At 46.8% G+C, this 19,217-nt stretch carries 14 protein-coding genes and 1 pseudogene; 9 read left to right on the forward strand and 6 right to left on the reverse strand.

Annotated elements, in window-relative coordinates:
- Positions 1-12: 12 nt before the first annotated feature.
- The 5 genes and pseudogenes from dnaQ to DXE44_RS03615 all read right to left on the reverse strand — a co-directional run bounded on the left by dnaQ (position 13) and on the right by DXE44_RS03615 (position 5,785).
- Positions 13-723 carry a DNA polymerase III subunit epsilon gene (gene dnaQ, locus DXE44_RS03595; protein ID WP_114652719.1) on the reverse strand — a complete coding sequence of 237 codons (711 nt, stop codon included), beginning with the start codon at positions 721-723 and terminating at the stop codon, positions 13-15.
- Positions 723-3,818: pseudogene (locus DXE44_RS03600) on the reverse strand (efflux RND transporter permease subunit). The gene dnaQ and the pseudogene DXE44_RS03600 overlap by 1 nt, the downstream one beginning before the upstream one ends.
- The gene (locus DXE44_RS03605) at positions 3,815-4,426 is read right to left on the reverse strand and encodes an efflux RND transporter periplasmic adaptor subunit (RefSeq protein ID WP_114652721.1); all 612 of its coding nucleotides are present in this window, start codon (positions 4,424-4,426) and stop codon (positions 3,815-3,817) included. The pseudogene DXE44_RS03600 and the gene DXE44_RS03605 overlap by 4 nt, the downstream one beginning before the upstream one ends.
- Before the next feature lie 113 nt (positions 4,427-4,539).
- Positions 4,540-4,995: a ribonuclease HI gene (gene rnhA, locus DXE44_RS03610; protein WP_415065123.1), complete on the reverse strand. Its 456-nt coding sequence runs from the start codon at positions 4,993-4,995 to the stop codon at positions 4,540-4,542.
- A gap of 4 nt (positions 4,996-4,999) precedes the next feature.
- A complete protein-coding gene (locus DXE44_RS03615; protein ID WP_114652723.1) occupies positions 5,000-5,785 on the reverse strand; it encodes a class I SAM-dependent methyltransferase in 786 nt (261 codons plus the stop codon).
- A gap of 36 nt (positions 5,786-5,821) precedes the next feature.
- On the opposite strand from DXE44_RS03615, the gene gloB reads away from it, so the two are divergent.
- The 7 genes from gloB to DXE44_RS03650 all read left to right on the forward strand — a co-directional run bounded on the left by gloB (position 5,822) and on the right by DXE44_RS03650 (position 15,660).
- Positions 5,822-6,628, forward strand: coding sequence for a hydroxyacylglutathione hydrolase (gene gloB / locus DXE44_RS03620; RefSeq protein ID WP_114652725.1), 807 nt, complete (start codon positions 5,822-5,824; stop codon positions 6,626-6,628).
- Positions 6,628-7,788, forward strand: coding sequence for a transglycosylase SLT domain-containing protein (locus tag DXE44_RS03625; RefSeq protein WP_197712827.1), 1,161 nt, complete (start codon positions 6,628-6,630; stop codon positions 7,786-7,788). Before gloB ends, DXE44_RS03625 begins: the two co-directional genes overlap by 1 nt.
- A 279-nt stretch (positions 7,789-8,067) precedes the next feature.
- A complete protein-coding gene (locus DXE44_RS03630) occupies positions 8,068-9,951 on the forward strand; it encodes a propionate--CoA ligase (protein WP_114652727.1) in 1,884 nt (627 codons plus the stop codon).
- A 243-nt stretch (positions 9,952-10,194) separates the two neighbouring features.
- Entirely contained in the window at positions 10,195-11,400 is a 1,206-nt protein-coding gene (gene carA / locus DXE44_RS03635; protein WP_114652729.1) for a glutamine-hydrolyzing carbamoyl-phosphate synthase small subunit, read from the forward strand.
- The gene (gene carB / locus DXE44_RS03640) at positions 11,400-14,663 is read left to right on the forward strand and encodes a carbamoyl-phosphate synthase large subunit (RefSeq protein WP_114652731.1); all 3,264 of its coding nucleotides are present in this window, start codon (positions 11,400-11,402) and stop codon (positions 14,661-14,663) included. The genes carA and carB overlap by 1 nt, the downstream gene beginning before the upstream one ends.
- A 19-nt stretch (positions 14,664-14,682) precedes the next feature.
- Entirely contained in the window at positions 14,683-15,159 is a 477-nt protein-coding gene (gene greA / locus DXE44_RS03645) for a transcription elongation factor GreA (RefSeq protein WP_114652734.1), read from the forward strand.
- A gap of 15 nt (positions 15,160-15,174) precedes the next feature.
- Positions 15,175-15,660: a DUF4149 domain-containing protein gene (locus tag DXE44_RS03650; RefSeq protein WP_197712828.1), complete on the forward strand. Its 486-nt coding sequence runs from the start codon at positions 15,175-15,177 to the stop codon at positions 15,658-15,660.
- Between the two features lie 98 nt (positions 15,661-15,758).
- Here DXE44_RS03650 and DXE44_RS03655 read toward each other — a convergent pair whose 3' ends face one another.
- Positions 15,759-16,385 carry a YhbY family RNA-binding protein gene (locus DXE44_RS03655; protein WP_114652736.1) on the reverse strand — a complete coding sequence of 209 codons (627 nt, stop codon included), beginning with the start codon at positions 16,383-16,385 and terminating at the stop codon, positions 15,759-15,761.
- A gap of 138 nt (positions 16,386-16,523) precedes the next feature.
- Between DXE44_RS03655 and DXE44_RS03660 the strand changes: the two genes are divergently transcribed.
- Both DXE44_RS03660 and ftsH read left to right on the forward strand, forming a co-directional pair.
- A complete protein-coding gene (locus DXE44_RS03660) occupies positions 16,524-17,198 on the forward strand; it encodes an RlmE family RNA methyltransferase (protein WP_114652738.1) in 675 nt (224 codons plus the stop codon).
- Positions 17,199-17,325: 127 nt separating this feature from the next.
- Complete coding sequence (gene ftsH, locus DXE44_RS03665; RefSeq protein ID WP_114652740.1) at positions 17,326-19,203, forward strand: ATP-dependent zinc metalloprotease FtsH; 1,878 nt, start codon at positions 17,326-17,328, stop codon at positions 19,201-19,203.
- The last annotated feature ends 14 nt before the right edge of the window (positions 19,204-19,217 follow it).

The raw sequence follows: 19,217 nt of genomic DNA on the forward strand, positions 1-19,217 counted from the left end.
TTAGTTAGGCAACTAGTTGGCTGCAGTAGAAGGACTCCATACGGGGTCCTTTTTACTTGCCTTTGCAATCTCAGTTAGGATCTTTTCGTGCAGCTGACAATCCTCTTCACTTGCAGTCATGAGCTTGAGTTTGCTTGGTAAGGCTTTGATTTGGCTAGATGCATCGGTGCCAACGGTGTAATCAATCAAATCAATGGATAGATCTTCCTGACCACGTGTCATGGCTACATAGACCTCCGCCAATAACTGAGCATCAAGTAAAGCGCCGTGCAAGGTGCGATGTTGATTGCTAATGGCAAAGCGTTCACAGAGGGCGTCTAGCGAATTACGCTTACCTGGAAACATTTGACGGGCGTCGAGTAGGGTGTCGGTAATTTTGGAAGCAAGACCTCTAAACGGTTGGCGCTTGAGTAAAGCAAATTCGTTATCCAAGAATCCCAAGTCAAATGCTGCGTTATGAATGACAACCTCAGCACCATCAACAAATTCAATCAACTCTTCAACAATATTTGCAAATACCGGTTTATCGGATAAGAATTCACGGGATAGTCCGTGAACTGCAAAAGCGCCTGCATCAATATCGCGCTCAGGATTGATGTAGTAATGAAAAGTACGATCAGTTAGTCGACGACCCACCATCTCAACGCAACCGATTTCAATAATACGATCGCCAGTTGCAGGATTAAGGCCAGTAGTTTCGGTATCGAGAATAACTTGACGCATTAGATGCCTTCCAGTACAGATTCAGGGATGTTCATGGGTCCATTACCCGCATATTTATCCAAATAGAGGTAGATCACAGGGGTAATGATTAAGGTAACAAATTGAGAGAAGATCAAACCACCGGCTACGCTAATACCTAAAGGTTGACGCAGTTCAGCACCCGCACTTAAACCTAGCGCAATCGGCAGCGCTCCCATGAGAGCAGCAATGGTCGTCATCATGATGGGTCTAAAACGCAGGATGCAGGCTTCGCGAATTGCTTTTTCAGGTGAAAGCCCTTTGTTGCGTTGTGCATCTAATGCAAAGTCAATCATTAGAATCGCATTCTTTTTCACGATACCAATCAGCAGCAGGATGCCAATCGATGCCACGATGGTTAGCTCAAATCCAAAAATGCGCAAGGCTAGAATGGCGCCAATCGCAGCAGAGGGTAGGCCAGCCAAAATAGTGAGAGGGTGAATATAGCTTTCGTACAAGACACTCAGGAGAACATAAATAACCCCTAAGGCTCCAAGCAACAGAATAATTTGACCAGATTGATTGCTTTTAAATACTGCTGCATCACCACCATAGCTGGTGATGATTGAGACTGGCAACTTGATTTGCTCTGCAAACTTATCAATCGCCTTAGTGGCGTCCCCTAGGAAGACATCCGGCGCCAAATTGAAGGAAATCGTCACAGCCGGAATTTGACCTTGATGGTTTACAGAAGTGGGCCCTACTGTGCGTGCAAACGTTGCTAAGTTCGAGAGAGGAATGAGCGTATTAGTCGATCTGCCTCGGACGTAGACTTTATTAAGATCGGTTTCAAATTGCCGATCGTTTTCGGCAGCCTCCAGAATGACCCGGTAGGTGTTGACTGGCGTATAAATCGTTGAGACTTGGCGCTCGCCAAATGAAGAGTAGAGGGCTGTTCGGATACCTGCAACCGAGACGCCTGCGCTAGCTGCTTTTTCACGGTCAATATCAATTTTGACGTTTAATCCTTTTAATTGGGAATCGCTGGTGACATCTCTAAATATACGGTCAGAGCGCATCTTCTCAAGCATTTTTTCAGCCCACTCATTCACACCTTCAAATCCGACGCTTTGAAGCGTATATTGATAGCGGCTTTTGCTACTACGACCACCAAGTTGTAAGTTTTGCACCGGACTCATATAAATCTGAATACCAGGGATTTCCTTAAATTTAGTCCGCAACCCCTCCATGACCTTGCTCATCTTCTGGCGTTCACTCTTGGGCTTCAGAATCACAAAGAATCTACCAGTATTACGTCCTGAGCTCATACCCCCGCCCAAAATCGAGATGGATGTTTCTACATTGGGATCTTCATCTACGATCACTGCAGCACGATCTTGCAATTCAAGCATCGTTTTAAACGAGGTATCTTGCGCTGCCTCAACTGTGATGCGGAGTTGCCCAATATCTTCTTCCGGGAAGAATCCTTTGGGGCTAAATACAAAGAGGGCAATCGTGACTATGAAAGTGGCTAACGTTCCCCACAACACCTTTTTTCTATTAACCAGTGCTAAGTCTAAATAATGGGTGTACGTATTGAGAGACCAGGTAAATATACGATCAAAGCCCTTTGTGAGTGGATAGCTTTTTGATTCGCTATGCTGTTCTTTGAGAAATCGACTGGATAGCATGGGCACTATAGTGAGCGACACTACGGCAGAGACAAGAATTGAGAGGGTGACAACGACTGCAAATTCTCTAAAGAGAAGTCCAATAGGCCCTGCCATAAAAAAGAGCGGAATAAATACAGCAACAAGAGATAGTGAGATGGAGACAATCGTAAATCCAACCTCTTTACTTCCCTTCAGTGCAGCCTTTAGTGGGCTCATGCCGCCCTCGATGTAGCGCATGATGTTTTCTAGAACAACAATCGCATCATCCACCACTAATCCAACCGCTAAAGTAATGCCTAAGAGCGAAATATTGTCTAGGCTGTACCCCATAAAATAAAAGACAAAAAAAGCGCCAATGAGAGAAATCGGCAAGCTAATAGAAGGGATGACAGTAGCTGCAATATTTTTAAGAAATAAGAAGATGACGAGAACAACCAATGCTATTGTTAATAGCAATGTGATATTGACATCATGGATCGATTCGATAATCGATGTTGATCGATCATTAATGAGGCTGAGCTGAATAGATTCTGGTAGTTGAGCCTTAAGAGTGGGCAGTAAACGTTTAATCTCGTTGACGACTTCTACTGTATTTGCATTGGGTTGTCGCATTACCCCATGGCAATTGAGCGCTCGCCTTTAGCGGTCGCAAAGGTTTTAACATCCTCATAACTCTCTTCAACGATAGCAACATCTTTGAGATATACCGGGAAGCCATTGCGTTGCGCAATAATCAGATTGCCAAATTCTTCAGCTTTAACAAGTTGAGGGTTTGCATAGATCGTAATCAGTTGTCTTGGGCCATCAAGCGTGCCGATAGGGCTATTGGTGTTGGCTTTGTTAATAGCGGCAGCTAGCTCATCCATAGTGATATTGCGATTGACTAGAGCGTCCGGTTGAGCGCTGATGCGAATCGCATACCGTTTGGCGCCATACACATTCACCTGTGAAACGCCGCTGATGGTAGACAGATTAGGGGCCATCAAATTTTCAGCGTAATCATTAATTTCAGGTAGGCTGATCGATGGTGAGCTCATCCTAATAATGATGACGGGAGTATCCGCTGAATTGATTTTGCGATATGACGGTGGAATCGTCATCTCAATTGGTAGGCGTTTTTGGGCTCGCAATAAAGCTGCTTGAACATCGACAGCCGCCTTATATATCGCGATCATTATTAAACTCAAGGGTAACGCTGGTAGCCCCTAAGGTGCTACTTGAGCTAATGATTTTGATGCCATCAATAGTAGAAAACTCCTTTTCTAAAGGTAGCGCTACAGCTGAAGCCATATTTTCCGGTGAGGCACCCGGTAGAGTTGCTGTGACCGAGATGATCGGCGTATTAAAGCTGGGCAGGGCGGCAACAGGAATCTTGAAATAGGCGACGCTGCCAGCGATCACGGTTGCTAGCGAGAGCAAAACCGTCATTACCAGTCTTCTAATACATAATTCTGAGAGCGTCATTTTACTTGGGCTGCAGCAGCTTGGGCTGACTTTGCATTGGCTAATGCAGTTTCTAGTCCTGCTTTTGAAATAAAGTTTTTAGTAACCAATTCCTTAGCGCGTAAGTATTGTTTTTGAGCATCATCAGCTAAGGCTTTGAGCTTTTCATAGTTAGCTGTGTCTGTGCGATTGTCGAGAGTAAATAAGAGCTCATCCGCTTTGACATCTTGACCATCTTTAATGTGAATCTTCTCCACTTTATTGGTGACCATTGGGCGAATATCCACAATGCTGTTGGAAACAATTGTTCCAGTAGCTTCAATCACAAGTGGAATATCTTTCTTTTCAGTCACGATGCTGGTGATGGTTTGAACTGCACCAGCTTTACTACCAGGTGGGAAAAAGTAGTTGTAGGCTTTTGATCCAACAAATAGGATGAGCACCGCAATCAAAATACGCCACTTGTACTGCATTACCAAAGCTTTGCTAGTGGAGTAATCTAATTTATGTAATGAAGAGAATGCAGGGGAGATCTTTTGCCACACTTTGCACAAGCGTGTCATGACCCAGTTTTTGAGTAATGGCAATTTGGCAACAGTTTTATCTAGCGCAGATTCTATTTTGGACACGTTCTCGATTTTTCTTGGATTTATAAGGATTGAGGGCTCATTTTGGAGCTAATTTACATCTTTTCATTCTCTCACAAGACCACTGAAAACGGGCTCGAGGGCAATGCTTTGGCTTAAGGTAAAAATTCCTCTACACCCCGGTTGGCTAGTAAGTCAGCAAGCTCATTTCCAGGGTGGCCATTGTGTCCACGAACCCAATGCCAAGAGATCTTGTGTTCAGGGATGAGGGCATCCAACTCTTGCCATAAATCGGCATTCTTAACCGGATCCTTGCTGGCTGTCTTCCAACCTCTTTTTTTCCAACCCTCAAGCCACTCAGTCACACCTTTTTGGACGTACTGCGAGTCAGTCCAAAGTTCTACCGTGCTAGTTTGCTTCAGGGCTCGTAGCGCATGAGTGACTGCGCTAATTTCCATGCGGTTATTGGTGGTGTGCTCAGCCCCGCCATGCAAATGCTTCTCGTGGCCGCCTGAGCGTAAAACTGCCCCCCAACCACCAGGGCCAGGATTGCCTTTGCAGGCGCCATCGGTATAAATGACAATATGGGGCAGGGATTTGGTGTGAGGCATTCCGTTAATTTACTTTGTCTTGGTTGTTGGCTAAATTCTGTCGACTTTCAGTTGCTGGGCTTAATTGGGTGAGTGCTGGAATCCGTAAACCTTGAACCTGGCCAATGAGGCGGATGCCTTGCTGACGTTTAATGGCTGAAACTAAAAAAACTGCTCCAAAAATAGGCCACCAGCGGTTACCGGCAGGCTCCATAAAATCCATTCTACCCATGCCCGATGCACTGCTCAGGGGGAGCTTGTAGCACCCAAAATGACCACGATCTAAAGAGAAGTTCAATAGTTGCAACCAGTCTTTCACTCTGAGTAGGCTAATAAATTGCCCGTCTCGAGGCAGGTAGGGGCTGCCAATCAATCGGCTGAGATATTGGCGCATACCCCAAAGGCTAGCCGGGTTAAAGCCCGAAATAATGAGGCGACCCTCTGGGCGCAGGACACGCTCAGCCTCCCGCAGAATTTGATGGGGGTCCGCAGCAAACTCCAAGACATGCGGCAGTACCAATAAATCGATGGTTTCAGATGCAAAAGGCAGTTCGCTAGGATCACCTTCAACCTGATGCCAATTGAATTCGGTAAGCTGTTTTTGGCGGTCATTGGAGTGAATCAGGAGTGCATGCAAAGGCATACGGTTTTCTACCAATGTGTTGATTTGCGGCAAACCGATCTGTACGGCATAGAAACCAAAGACATCCGCTACGATCTGATTGAAGCATTTCCGCTCCCAGGCCAGCACATAGCGTCCTGGAGGTGATTGCAGCCACTTTTCCCATGAACTCCATGGTGGTGCAGGCATCTGGGATGGGGGGGGTGGGGTTGGTATCATGGGCGTATGGTGAAGAATACTTTATTGCATGTTTGGTCGATACCGGCTTTTGATGACAACTACATCTGGTGCATACATGATGGTCAATCCGCCTTGATCGTAGATCCAGGTGATTCTGGGCCAGTCTTGAAATACCTAGGGCAAGAAAACCTCACTTTGACTGGTATTTTAATTACCCACCACCATGCTGACCATACTGGCGGCATTCTGAATTTATTACAGGCTTTGGGATCTGTTCCAGTCTATGGTCCCGCTAGTATTGATATTCCTGGTCGTACGAACGCCATGATGGAGGGCGATAAGATTGAAGTGGCTGCGCCACGTATTAGCTTTGAGGTGTATGAGGTGCCGGGTCATACTCTAAGCCACATTGCTTACTTTGCGAATATGCAGGCCAATGTTGTTGAGCCTATGTTGTTCTGTGGCGATACTCTATTTGCCTCTGGCTGCGGCCGCTTATTCGAAGGCACGCCAACGCACATGAGCCAATCTCTCGCTAAGTTCATTGCCTTGCCGAAAAATACGCTGGTGTATTGCACTCATGAATACACCTTATCGAATATCCGATTTGCTCTTGCAGTTGAACCCAATAATGCCAACCTCATCACTTGGGCAGAAACTGCTAAGGCTCTGCGAGATCAGCATTTACCAACCTTGCCAACGACTATCGGTCAGGAATTGCAGGTGAATCCTTTTATGCGCTGTGACCAACAAGCTGTAATTGATGCAGCTATCGAGGTCTCTGGTGAAAAATTATTGCCAACGCCCGCACATGTTCTAGCGGTGATTCGGGTCTGGAAGGACCGGTTCTGATGTTGTGGCGCTATGCGGCGATCCTATTGATTGCCGCACTCTCTGGTTGTGCGAGTACCGGAGATTGGTCTTCGGATTCCGCTGGCCAATCAGATCCACGGGCGGCAAAAGCAAAGCGGGTCAACCTCAAGAATCAATCTGTTAGCGGCATTTACGCGCCGTCAAGCAACTTGTGGATACGGATTCGGGATGGCTTTGAGATGGAACCCATGAATACTCCTCTGGAGATTGAGCAGGTGAGGTGGTTAAGTGCTCGACCTGACTATGTGCATCGATCAATGGAACGTTCTTCGCGTTATTTGTTTTATATCGTGCAAGAAGTACATGCACGCAATATGCCGATGGAGATTGCGCTCCTCCCCTTTGTTGAGAGTGCTTTTGTGACGAATGCTAAATCCAGTGCAAAGGCCATGGGTTTATGGCAATTCATGCCAGCAACCGGAAAAGACTTTCAGCTGACGCAAAACGTTTTTAGAGACGAGCGCAGGGATGTACTGCAGTCAACTGATGCTGCCCTCGATTATTTGCAGCGTTTACATAAGCAATTTGGTAGCTGGGAGCTTGCTTTGGCAGCATATAACTGGGGTGCGGGTAATGTCGCTAAGGCTCAAAAGCGGAATCTTGCAGCGAGATTGCCAACGGATTATTTAAGTTTGAAGATGCCTAACGAGACTCGTAACTATGTTCCCAAGCTCATGGCTTATCGTCAAATCGTTTTAGATCCAGAGGCTTATGGAATCGTCTTACCTGAATTGGAAAACCATCCTTATTTTGTGGCGGTAGACGTTGGTAGTGATATTGATGTTGATTTAGTGATTAAGTTGGCAGAGATTCCATCCGAAGAGTTCCACAATCTCAATCCGTCATTTAATAAACCAGTAATTTTGAGCAATGCCAATCAGCAGATCTTGTTGCCTTTTGGGCATGCGGAAATCTTTCAAGAAAATCTCAAAAAATACACCAAGCCACTTTCGACCTGGACCGCGGTGCGCATTGCAAAAACTGAGCCAGTAGATAGGGCTGCTAAGACCTTGGGGATGGGCAGATGCCTTGCGGAATATCAATGGTATTACAAAGGGGATGCGCATTCGGGCGGGTTCAACTGTATTCATCCCCAAAACAAACAAAAATGCGGGGGATATCTCTCTGGCAATGGCTGAGAATGCCAACCTCAGTTTGCTTAAACCAGCTCTAGCGCCTAAAAAATGTGCAAAAGGGGCCAAGTGCGCATCAAGAAAGCCCTCAAAAACAGCAGCGCAGGGCAAATCTACCCCAAATAGCGCTGGCTCTCAGCATAAACACGCATCGACAGGGCTTGCAAAATCTGCGAAAAATGGAACTGCGAAAGTTACTAGCCCTGCAGCTAAGACGTCAATTGCCAAAGGAACTAGCAAAATCCAATAATTTCAGAATCTTTAATTTACTTATTTAGGTTGACCATGTCCTATAAATCAGAACACGAACGCTCCATTAAAGACCCAGATGGTTTCTGGGGAGAGCAGGCAAAACTCATTCATTGGGAGAAGCCATTTAGCAAGGTTCTGGATTATGCAAACCCTCCGTTTGCGAAATGGTTTGAAGGTGGCTTAACTAATCTTTGCTACAACGCAGTTGATCGCCACCTCAAAGATCGTGCGGATCAAATTGCCCTTGTTGCTGTGTCAACAGAAACAAACGTAGAAAAAGCATACACATTTAAAGAGCTCTGCAAAGAAGTCAATCGTATGGCTGCCATCTACAAAGCTAATGGTGTTCAAAAAGGCGATCGCGTATTGATCTACATGCCGATGATTGCTGAAGCATGTTTTGCAATGCTCGCTTGCGCACGTATTGGTGCCATTCACTCTGTAGTGTTTGGTGGCTTTGCATCCCATAGCCTAGCTTCACGTATCGATGATGCAAAACCAAAGATGATTGTGACTTCAGAGGCAGGATCACGTGATGGCAAATCAGTGCCCTACAAGCCATTGCTGGATGAAGCTATTACTTTGGCAAGTTACAAGCCAGAAAAAGTATTGATTGTGAATCGCGGTTTAACAGAGTTCACTACAGTTGCTGGACGTGATTTAGATTACGCAAGTGAGCGCCAAAAACACTTAAATGACTTGGTGCCAGTGGAGTGGGTTGATGCTACGCATCCTTCTTATATTCTGTATACATCCGGTACAACCGGCAAGCCTAAGGGCGTCCAGCGTGATACCGGTGGTTACGCTGTGGCCTTGATGTCCACCATGAACCACATCTTCTGTGGCAAGCCTGGTGAAACCATGTTTACTACTTCAGATATTGGTTGGGTTGTTGGCCATAGCTACATCATCTATGGCCCATTGCTCAATGGCATGGCTACGATCATGTATGAGGGCACACCATTGAGCCCGGATGCAGGTATTTGGTGGAAGCTGGTAGAGAAGTACAAAGTCTCCGTAATGTTCTCTGCGCCAACAGCAGTGCGTGTTTTGAAGAAGCAGGATCCTGCATTCTTAACAAAATATGATCTTTCAGCATTACGTGCCTTGTTCTTGGCAGGCGAGCCTTTAGATGAACCTACTGCAAGCTGGATTCATGATGCGATCAAGAAGCCGATTGTCGATAACTACTGGCAGACAGAAACTGGCTGGCCTATGTTGGCAATTCAGCGTGGTGTTGAAGTGATGCCGCATAAATTTGGTTCACCTGGCGTTCCTTCATTTGGTTACAACATGAAGTTGCTTGATGATGCGACTTCAGAAGAGTTGGGTTCAGATAAGAAGGGCGTGATTGCCATCGAAGGACCTCTGCCTCCAGGTTGTATGCAAACTGTTTGGGGCGATGACAAGCGCTTTGTCAGCACCTACTGGGAAACCATTCCTGGTAAGACGATTTATTTCACCTTTGACTGGGGTATTAAGGATGACGACGGCTATTTCTTCATCTTGGGCCGTACCGATGATGTGATTAACGTTGCCGGCCACCGTTTAGGCACTCGTGAGATCGAGGAGAGTATTTCTGGTCATTCCAATGTTTCAGAAGTGGCGGTAGTGGGTATTGAGGATAAGCTCAAAGGGCAGGCTGCGATTGCTTTTGTGATTCCTAAGGATTCTTCCAATACCGCGACTTTGGAAGCGGAGTGCATGAAAACTGTGGATTCCACATTGGGCGCGATTGCTCGTCCTGGCCGCGTGTATATCGTTACCGCCTTACCTAAGACACGTTCAGGCAAGATTGTGCGACGTGCTCTCCAAGCAGTTGCTGAAGGGCGCGATCCTGGCGATATCAGCACCATGGAAGATCAGGCTGTTTTAGCTCAAATTAAGACCATCATCGAGCAAAGCGCAAAGTCTTAAATTTCCTCTGGAAATGATCAAAATAAGCCCCTCAGTCATTCGACTGAGGGGCTTATTACCTTCCGCTTGATTGGCTGGGAATCCAAGGGTTTATACGCAAAACTGGTACCATTGTTAGGTTCAAAACTTAATAATTTACCCTAGCGCTTAAAGACACTCACCTCCCGCACAAACAGTCCTGGGTTGGTCTTTTTGGGGTGTTGAGCGTCGGATGGAGCAGGGACTGGAGATGGTTTGTCACCCTTGCTTCCTTCTTTTCCTCCCGCCGTGTTGGCTCTAGCTGACGGCACTGTGTTTCCCGGTCTGAGTATTGGCACCCCTGGCGAAACTACCGGCGAAGTCGTTTTCAATACCGCGCTCACTGGCTATCAAGAGATCATCACTGATCCTAGTTATTCACGCCAAATTGTGACCTTGACCTATCCCCACATCGGCAACGTTGGTGTGAATGGTCAGGATGCTGAGTCGGACCAAATTCATGCGGCTGGTTTGGTCGTCAAGGATCTCTCCAAACGCGTATCCAATTTCCGCTCTGAAGAAAGTCTCGACGCCTACTTGACCAAGGCAGGTGTAGTCGGTATCTCTGGTATCGATACTCGCAAACTTACTCGCATCCTGCGCGACAAAGGCGCTCAGTCTGGCGCAATCGTTGCAGGCAAGATGGGTGATGACGCAGAGACTCTTAGCAAGAAAGCTTTGGAATTGGCCAAAGCCTTCCCGGGCATGGCTGGTTTAGATCTGGCTAAGGTGGTGACCACTAAATCCCCATATCCATGGCGCGAAGCCGAGTGGGATCTTCATGGTCCTGACGGCAAACCTGCATACAGAACTCTAGATACCAGTAAGCCAATCAAAAAAGTCGTTGCTTATGACTTTGGTGTGAAGCGCAATATTTTGCGCATGCTCACCGAGCGTGGCTGTGAGTTAACGATTGTTCCGGCGCAAACTAGTGCTGCGGAAGTATTGGCGATGAACCCAGATGGCGTGTTCTTCTCAAACGGCCCCGGCGATCCTGGGCCTTGTGATTACGCGATTGCTGCTGCAAAAGAAATTATTGAAAAGGGTGTTCCAACATTTGGTATTTGCTTGGGTCACCAGATCATGGGCTTAGCTGCTGGTGCTAATACTTTGAAAATGAAATTTGGTCACCATGGTGCAAACCATCCCGTAAAAGATTTAGATACTGGGCGCGTAGCAATTACATCCCAGAATCATGGCTTTGCTGTAGATGCGAATTCCTTGCCTGACAACATTCGTGTCACGCATGTATCTTTATTTGATGGATCCCTACAAGGTTTGGCTTGGAAGGATAAGCCTGCTTTGTGTTTCCAAGGTCACCCTGAGGCCTCACCAGGTCCTCATGACATTGCCTATTTGTTTGATCGTTTTGTGGAGCTCATGAATGTTAGCGATGCTGCCGCTGTTGGTAATAAAGGGGGGGGCAAATAATGCCTAAGCGTAGCGACATTAAGAGCATCCTAATTATTGGTGCTGGTCCAATTGTGATTGGACAGGCTTGTGAGTTTGACTATTCCGGTGCACAAGCTTGTAAAGCTCTGCGTGACGAAGGTTACAAAGTCATCTTGGTAAATAGCAATCCCGCAACCATCATGACGGACCCAGAGATGGCAGATGTGACTTACATCGAGCCAATCACCTGGGAAGTAGTAGAGCGCATTATTGCTACTGAGAAACCGGATGCCATTTTGCCAACAATGGGCGGTCAAACTGCCTTGAATTGCGCGCTCGATTTACATCGCGATGGTGTTCTCGAGAAATATGGCTGCGAATTGATTGGTGCTTCACCTGAAGCAATTGATAAAGCGGAAAATCGTCAAAAGTTTAAAGATGCGATGACCAAAATTGGTCTGGGATCTGCTAAGTCAGGTATTGCGCATTCGATGGATGAAGCGCACGAAGTCCAGCAACGTATTCAGAAAGAAACTGGTAGTTTAGGTTTCCCGGTGGTCATTCGCCCTTCATTCACGATGGGTGGATCAGGCGGCGGTATTGCCTATAACCGAGAAGAGTTTGAAGAGATTTGTAAACGCGGTTTAGATCTTTCACCAACCCGTGAACTCTTAATTGAAGAGTCTCTCTTAGGTTGGAAAGAGTTCGAGATGGAAGTGGTGCGTGACCGTGCCGATAACTGCATCATCGTTTGCTCAATCGAAAACTTAGACCCGATGGGTGTGCATACCGGTGACTCGATTACTGTTGCGCCCGCACAAACCTTGACTGATAAAGAGTATCAATTGATGCGTAATGCATCAATTGCGGTATTGCGTGAAATTGGTGTTGATACCGGCGGTTCAAACGTGCAGTTCTCGATCAACCCAGTGGATGGTCGCATGATCGTGATTGAGATGAACCCACGGGTTTCACGTTCATCGGCGCTGGCCTCCAAAGCAACGGGTTTCCCAATCGCGAAGATTGCTGCGAAGCTGGCAATGGGTTACACCTTGGATGAGTTGAAGAACGACATTACCGGTGGTGCAACCCCAGCATCATTTGAGCCATCCATTGACTATGTTGTGACAAAGATTCCTCGCTTTGCGTTTGAGAAATTCCCGCAAGCGGATTCTCGCTTAACAACGCAGATGAAGTCGGTTGGCGAGGTGATGGCAATCGGCCGTACCTTCCAAGAGTCATTCCAAAAAGCACTACGTGGCTTAGAAGTTGGCGTAGATGGCTTGGATGAAGTCTCTACAGACTTGGATGACATTATTCAAGAAATCGGCGAGCCAGGCCCAGATCGTATTTGGTATTTGGCGGATGCTTTCCGTATGGGAATGGGTTTAGATGAGGTTTACAACGAGACTAAGGTAGATCCTTGGTTCTTGGAGCAGATCGAAGAACTCATCACGATGGAAGCAGAACTTAAGCAGCGCAAGATTGATAGCCTGTCGGCGCCTGAGCTGCGCTTCATTAAGCAAAAAGGTTTCTCGGATCGTCGCCTAGCGAAATTATTGGGAGTAGATGCTTCCTCTGTTCGTGCGGCCCGTCATCGCCTCAAAGTGGTTCCTGTATATAAGCGTGTGGATACCTGTGCAGCCGAGTTCTCTACGAATACAGCGTATTTGTATTCCACCTACGAAGCAGGGCACGGTGAGTGCGAATCTCAGCCAACAAACAAAGACAAGATCATGGTCTTGGGCGGTGGTCCAAACCGTATCGGTCAAGGTATTGAGTTTGACTACTGCTGCGTACACGCTGCATTAGCAATGCGCGATGATGGTTATGAAACCATCATGGTGAACTGCAATCCAGAAACCGTTTCCACTGACTACGACACATCCGATCGTTTGTATTTCGAGCCATTGACTCTAGAGGATGTTTTAGAAATCGTAGCCATTGAAAAGCCAAAAGGTGTGATCGTGCAGTATGGCGGCCAAACTCCATTGAAGTTGGCTTTAGATCTTGAGGCTAATGGCGTTCCGATCATCGGCACATCACCAGACATGATCGATGCTGCAGAAGATCGTGAGCGTTTCCAGAAGTTATTGCATGAGCTGAATCTTCGTCAGCCGCCTAACCGTACAGCGCGTGCAGAAGATGAGGCTCTGAAGCTTGCCGAAGAAATTGGTTACCCATTGGTAGTCCGCCCTTCCTATGTATTGGGTGGTCGCGCCATGGAAATCGTCCACGATGGTCGTGATCTCGAGCGCTATATGCGTGAGGCGGTCAAGGTTTCTCATGACTCACCGGTATTGTTAGATCGTTTCTTAAATGATGCAATTGAGTGCGATGTTGACTGTATTAGCGATGGTCAACGTGTGTTCATTGGTGGTGTGATGGAGCATATTGAACAAGCTGGCGTTCACTCTGGTGACTCTGCCTGTTCATTGCCGCCATACTCACTATCTGATGAGACGATTGCAGAAATTAAGCGTCAAACTGCTGCGATGGCCAAAGGCTTGAATGTAGTTGGCTTGATGAACGTCCAGTTTGCGATCCAGAACGTTGACGGTAAAGATATCATTTACGTTCTCGAGGTAAACCCACGCGCTTCCCGTACTGTGCCATTTGTGTCTAAGGCAACCGGTTTGCAGTTAGCCAAGATTGCTGCCCGCTGCATGGTTGGTCAGACTCTGGATCAGCAGGGCATTAAGTCAGAAGTGAAGCCTGCTTACTATTCAGTAAAAGAAGCGGTATTCCCATTCAACAAGTTCCCGGGCATTGATCCAATCCTGGGGCCAGAGATGCGTTCTACTGGTGAAGTCATGGGCGTTGGTAAAACCTTTGGTGAAGCCTTATTCAAATCTCAGCTAGGCGTTGGCATTAAATTACCTAAGAGCGGAACTGTGGTGTTGACTGTTAAGAATGGCGATAAGCCTAAAGCGGTAGAGGTAGCTAAGCTCTTGCATCAACTGGGATTCCCAATGGTGGCTACTAAAGGGACAGCCGCCGCTATTGAAGCAGCTGGTTTGCCAGTTCGCGTAGTCAATAAAGTAAAAGATGGTCGCCCACATATTGTGGACTTGATCAAGAATGGTGAAATTTCTTTAGTATTTACTACTGTGGATGAGACTCGAACAGCCATTGCGGACTCACGCTCTATTCGTACAAGTGCACAATCTAATAACGTGACTTATTACACTACGATTAGTGCAGCACGTGCAGTAATGGATGGTTTAATGACTTCACAAAATGGCAACAAAGAGTCTCTTGAAGTGTATTCATTGCAGAATCTGCATAAGACTCTCAATTAATTTAAGTTAGGTAAGAAGCATGAGCACAATTCCGATTACTAAGCGTGGCGCAGAACTCCTCAAAGAAGAGTTACATCGCTTAAAGCATATAGAGCGCCCATCAGTGATTAATGCCATCTCTGAAGCACGTGCACAGGGCGATCTTTCTGAGAACGCTGAATACGATGCTGCTAAAGAGAAACAGGGCTTCATTGAAGGTCGTATTCAGGAGCTTGAAGGAAAGCTCTCTGCAGCCCAAATTATTGATCCAGCAACTTTGGATGTGAATGGCCGCGTAGTGTTTGGTGCGACCGTAGATCTTGAGGATCTAGAGGATGGTACAAAGCTCACGTATCAAATTGTTGGTGATGATGAGGCGGATATTGAGCTCAATAAGATCTCTATTAGCTCACCAATTGCCCGCGCTTTGATTAGCAAAGAAGAGGGTGATGTTGTTTCAGTTCAGGCCCCTGGTGGTAATCGCGAAGTAGAAATTCTTGCGGTTCGTTACATCTAATACATACCAATTTAAATGCAGACTTCAGAGACCTCTCATTACATTGGGGCTCAAAGACTCTTTATTCTGCTGGCAGGTTTATGGGTAGGCAGTCTTCTGGCCATAGGCTACTTAGTCGCACCAGCGATTTTTAGCACCATGACGGATCGTCAGGCGGCGGGTATGGTCGCTGGGAGCATCTTTAAGTTGGAGGCTTACCTTAGCTTGATTGTCTGTATTGGCCTCATGGTTCTGGCCAACCTCTTAGTGAATCGTGGCCTTAATCAATACAGACTCATTCGATGGCTTTTATTAGCCATGTTGTTATGTTCCGTTGTAGCTGCTTTTGTTTTCATCCCCTGGATGAATGCTCTGAGGGATGCTGCTTTAATTCAGGGCATGCCTGTAATGCTCTCACCCTCAGCAACTTTGTTTGGCAGGCTGCATGGCGCCTCCAGCATTCTATTTATGCTGCAGAGTCTTCTGGGAATCCTCTTGGTTTGGCGACTCACTAAGAGATGAAGTCAGAGCCAAGGTAAAAGTTAAGTCAAGAGTTGAGTAATAAAAAACGCCGACTAGCGGCGTTCTTTATTTGGTAGCAGTGAGCTGCAATATTCAGCTTAAGAACCTAAAGATTTCTTCTTTGTGCTGCTCATACGTACCTTACGCTTCTTAATCGGGGCAGGTGCAGCAACTGCTTTGCGATAGCCTGGCGATGACCAATCAATTTTGGATTCGGCAGCGTCAGCACGTAGGACGCGTTTCTTAGGAGTGGCGCTTTTTACAGCTGCAGCTCTTTCGAATGGTGACTTGCTAGCTGCTGAGCGTCGATCTGATCTCTCAGAAGTGCTGGTGCGAACACCGGTTTTTGCTACTACACGATTGGGTTGACGTTTAGTGCGGGGTGCTTGCAATGATTTTTTAGTTTGCTTACTAGATCGACCCAAATTGAGCATTGCTGCGTCAACGATATCGATAGGCTTCCACAGCACAAGTAATTTTCCGATGTGCTGAACTGGGGCTGCACCCAGTTTGTCGCACAGCTCTTCATAGATGGCAATGCGCGCATCACGATCATCACCAAATACGCGAACTTTGATTAGCCCATGATGGGAAATAGCTAGCTTTGCCTCTTTAATGACCGCAGGGGTCAGGCCGTCGCCACCAATCATGACAACTGGGCTTAGTCCATGGGCGTCAGCTTTGAGGGATTTACGTTGTGCGGGGGTAATAGTAAGTGCAGTCATGTGCTCGATGATAGAGCATTAGGGCTTGTAAAATAGGGCTTTTGGCCCCATATAAGACCATATGAAGATGATTTAAGTCGATTCCTTTTGCCTTGTAGGGCATAAACAAGGAAAATGGACGTCGAAAGTGGGTAAGTTGTGGCAAAGAATAAATTTAATAAAAGTTGGTTGCAGGATCACTTAAATGATCCGTACGTGAAGATGGCTCAAAAAGAGGGTTATCGTGCACGAGCCGTTTATAAACTGAGTGAGATAGACGAGCAGGACCGACTGATCAAAGCAGGAATGACCATTGTGGATCTTGGGAGTGCACCTGGGAGTTGGTCTCGGTACGCCCGTAATCGCCTGACTGAACTTGGTAAAAATAATCCGAATATTGAATCTGGAAAGCCAGATGGAACCATCATTGCGATCGATATTCTGCCGATGGAGGATATTGCTGACGTTTCCTTTATTCAAGGAGACTTCCGTGAGGATGAGGGTTTAAAGGCGCTTGAAGCTCTTTTGCCTGCTGATGCGGATGGGAAGGTCGATTTGGTGATGTCCGATATGGCTCCCAATTTATCCGGTGTCGGGGTAGCGGATGCTGCTCGAATGGCTTTTTTAGCCGAAATCGCCCTCGATTTTTCGGTTCAACACCTCAAGCCTGAGGGGGCTTTACTGATTAAGTGCTTTAACGGTAGTGGCTATAGCCAAATCGTAGAATCCTTTAAAAAGGTCTTTAAAACAGTGGCCTCCAGAAAGCCTAAAGCCTCCAGAGCAAAGTCCTCGGAGATCTTTTTGTTGGGTAGAGACCTTAAACCACCTAAATAACCCCCCTAAAAGTAGGGGTTTATGAAATAAATTGGGTCTCAACCCTTGAAAAAGCCTGGTAGTAGAATCAAATGCTTAGGTATAGCAATCCGCTTTAACTCCCGGATTAATCCGGCAAAGGTCTGTTTTGAATAACAACATGCTGCAAAAAATTGGTGTTTGGCTCATCGTGGGTCTCGTGCTCTTTACTGTTTTTAAACAGTTTGATAAGCCAAGAGACGCCAATCAAGTCACATATTCTCAATTCATGGACGATGCCAAGGCTGGCAAAGTAAAACGAGTTGATGTGCAAGGCCGCACTCTGCAAGTGACGCCGAATGACGGCAGCAAGTACTCCATCATCTCCCCAGGAGATATTTGGATGGTTGGTGATCTTATGAAATACGGTGTTCAAGTTACCGGTAAAGCCGATGACGAACCGAATATGTTGGTTTCTGCTTTATATTACCTCGGCCCCACTTTATTGATTATTGGTTTCTGGTTCTTCATGATGCGTCAGATGCAAGTTGGCGGTAAGGGCGGGGCATTCTCATTCGGAAAATCTAAAGCACGCCTGATTGATGAGAATAGCAATACTGTTACTTTTGCTGATGTTGCTGGTTGCGATGAAGCTAAGGAAGAGGTCTTTGAGATTGTGGATTTCTTAAAAGATCCGCAAAAGTTTCAAAAGCTTGGTGGTCGCATTCCGCATGGTGTATTGCTAGTAGGCCCTCCGGGTACTGGTAAGACTCTGCTAGCGCGTGCCATTGCAGGCGAAGCAAAAGTACCTTTCTTCTCCATCTCTGGTTCAGACTTCGTAGAGATGTTTGTTGGTGTCGGTGCGTCACGTGTGCGCGACATGTTTGAGAACGCCAAGAAAAATTCTCCTTGCATCATCTTTATTGATGAGATCGATGCGGTTGGTCGTCATCGTGGTGCTGGTATGGGCGGTGGTAATGATGAGCGTGAGCAAACTCTCAACCAAATGCTGGTTGAGATGGATGGTTTTGAAAGTAATAGCGGTGTAATCGTTGTTGCTGCAACTAATCGCTCTGACGTCTTGGATCGCGCATTGTTGCGTCCAGGTCGTTTTGATCGTCAAGTACACGTTGGCTTGCCAGACATTCGTGGTCGCGAACAAATCCTGCAAGTGCATATGCGCAAAGTTCCGATTGATCCAGATGTGGATGCAGCTGTATTGGCTCGTGGCACCCCTGGTTTCTCCGGCGCAGATTTAGCAAACTTGGTCAATGAGTCTGCATTGTTTGCAGCGCGTCGCAATAAGCGTGCTGTCGACATGAAAGACTTTGAAGATGCCAAAGACAAGATCTATATGGGTCCTGAGCGCAAGTCCGCAGTCATGCGTGAAGAAGAGCGTCGTAATACGGCGTACCACGAATCTGGTCACGCAGTTGTTGCTAAGGTATTGCCTAAAGCAGATCCAGTACATAAAGTCACCATCATGCCGCGCGGTATGGCGCTTGGTGTGACATGGCAGTTGCCAGAGTTTGATCGTGTGAATTTGTATAAAGACCGCATGATGGAAGAGTTGGCGATTTTGTTTGGCGGACGCGCTGCTGAAGAAGTCTTCCTGCATTCCATGAGTACGGGTGCATCTAATGACTTTGAACGTGCAACCAAAATGGCGCGTGACATGGTGACACGTTACGGCATGAGTGATAGCTTAGGTACGATGGTCTACGTCGATACTGAGTCTGAAAGTATGTTTGGCCGCACTAGCTCGAAGACGGTTTCTGAGTTAACTCAACAAAAGGTGGATTCAGAGATCCGCGCCTTGGTTGATAGCCAATATGCATTGGCAAGATCCATCCTTGAGCAAAATCGTGACAAGGTTGAAGCGATGGTTGCTGCTTTGCTGGAATGGGAAACCATTGACGCTGAGCAAATCAATGACATCATGGAAGGCCGTCCACCACGCGCACCAAAGCCACCACCAGCAACCCAGTTTGGCAGCTCTGCTGGTACGCCAGGTCCTGCTGCGGGTGCCGCACCAGCGACTGCTTAATTAGTCCAAGCTCA

It is taken from the genome of Polynucleobacter necessarius (assembly GCF_900095175.1).
GTDB lineage: Bacteria > Pseudomonadota > Gammaproteobacteria > Burkholderiales > Burkholderiaceae > Polynucleobacter > Polynucleobacter necessarius_I.

Bases quoted from the DNA above. Each gene is read 5' to 3' on its own strand.
- dnaQ (WP_114652719.1), bottom strand. From the start codon at position 723: ATGCGTCAAGTTATTCTCGATACCGAAACTACTGGCCTTAATCCTGCA.
- rnhA (WP_415065123.1), bottom strand. From the start codon at position 4,995: ATGCCTCACACCAAATCCCTGCCCCATATTGTCATTTATACCGATGGC.
- DXE44_RS03615 (WP_114652723.1), bottom strand. From the start codon at position 5,785: ATGCCTGCACCACCATGGAGTTCATGGGAAAAGTGGCTGCAATCACCT.
- gloB (WP_114652725.1), top strand. From the start codon at position 5,822: ATGGTGAAGAATACTTTATTGCATGTTTGGTCGATACCGGCTTTTGAT.
- DXE44_RS03625 (WP_197712827.1), top strand. From the start codon at position 6,628: ATGTTGTGGCGCTATGCGGCGATCCTATTGATTGCCGCACTCTCTGGT.
- DXE44_RS03630 (WP_114652727.1), top strand. From the start codon at position 8,068: ATGTCCTATAAATCAGAACACGAACGCTCCATTAAAGACCCAGATGGT.
- carB (WP_114652731.1), top strand. From the start codon at position 11,400: ATGCCTAAGCGTAGCGACATTAAGAGCATCCTAATTATTGGTGCTGGT.
- greA (WP_114652734.1), top strand. From the start codon at position 14,683: ATGAGCACAATTCCGATTACTAAGCGTGGCGCAGAACTCCTCAAAGAA.
- DXE44_RS03650 (WP_197712828.1), top strand. From the start codon at position 15,175: ATGCAGACTTCAGAGACCTCTCATTACATTGGGGCTCAAAGACTCTTT.
- DXE44_RS03655 (WP_114652736.1), bottom strand. From the start codon at position 16,385: ATGACTGCACTTACTATTACCCCCGCACAACGTAAATCCCTCAAAGCT.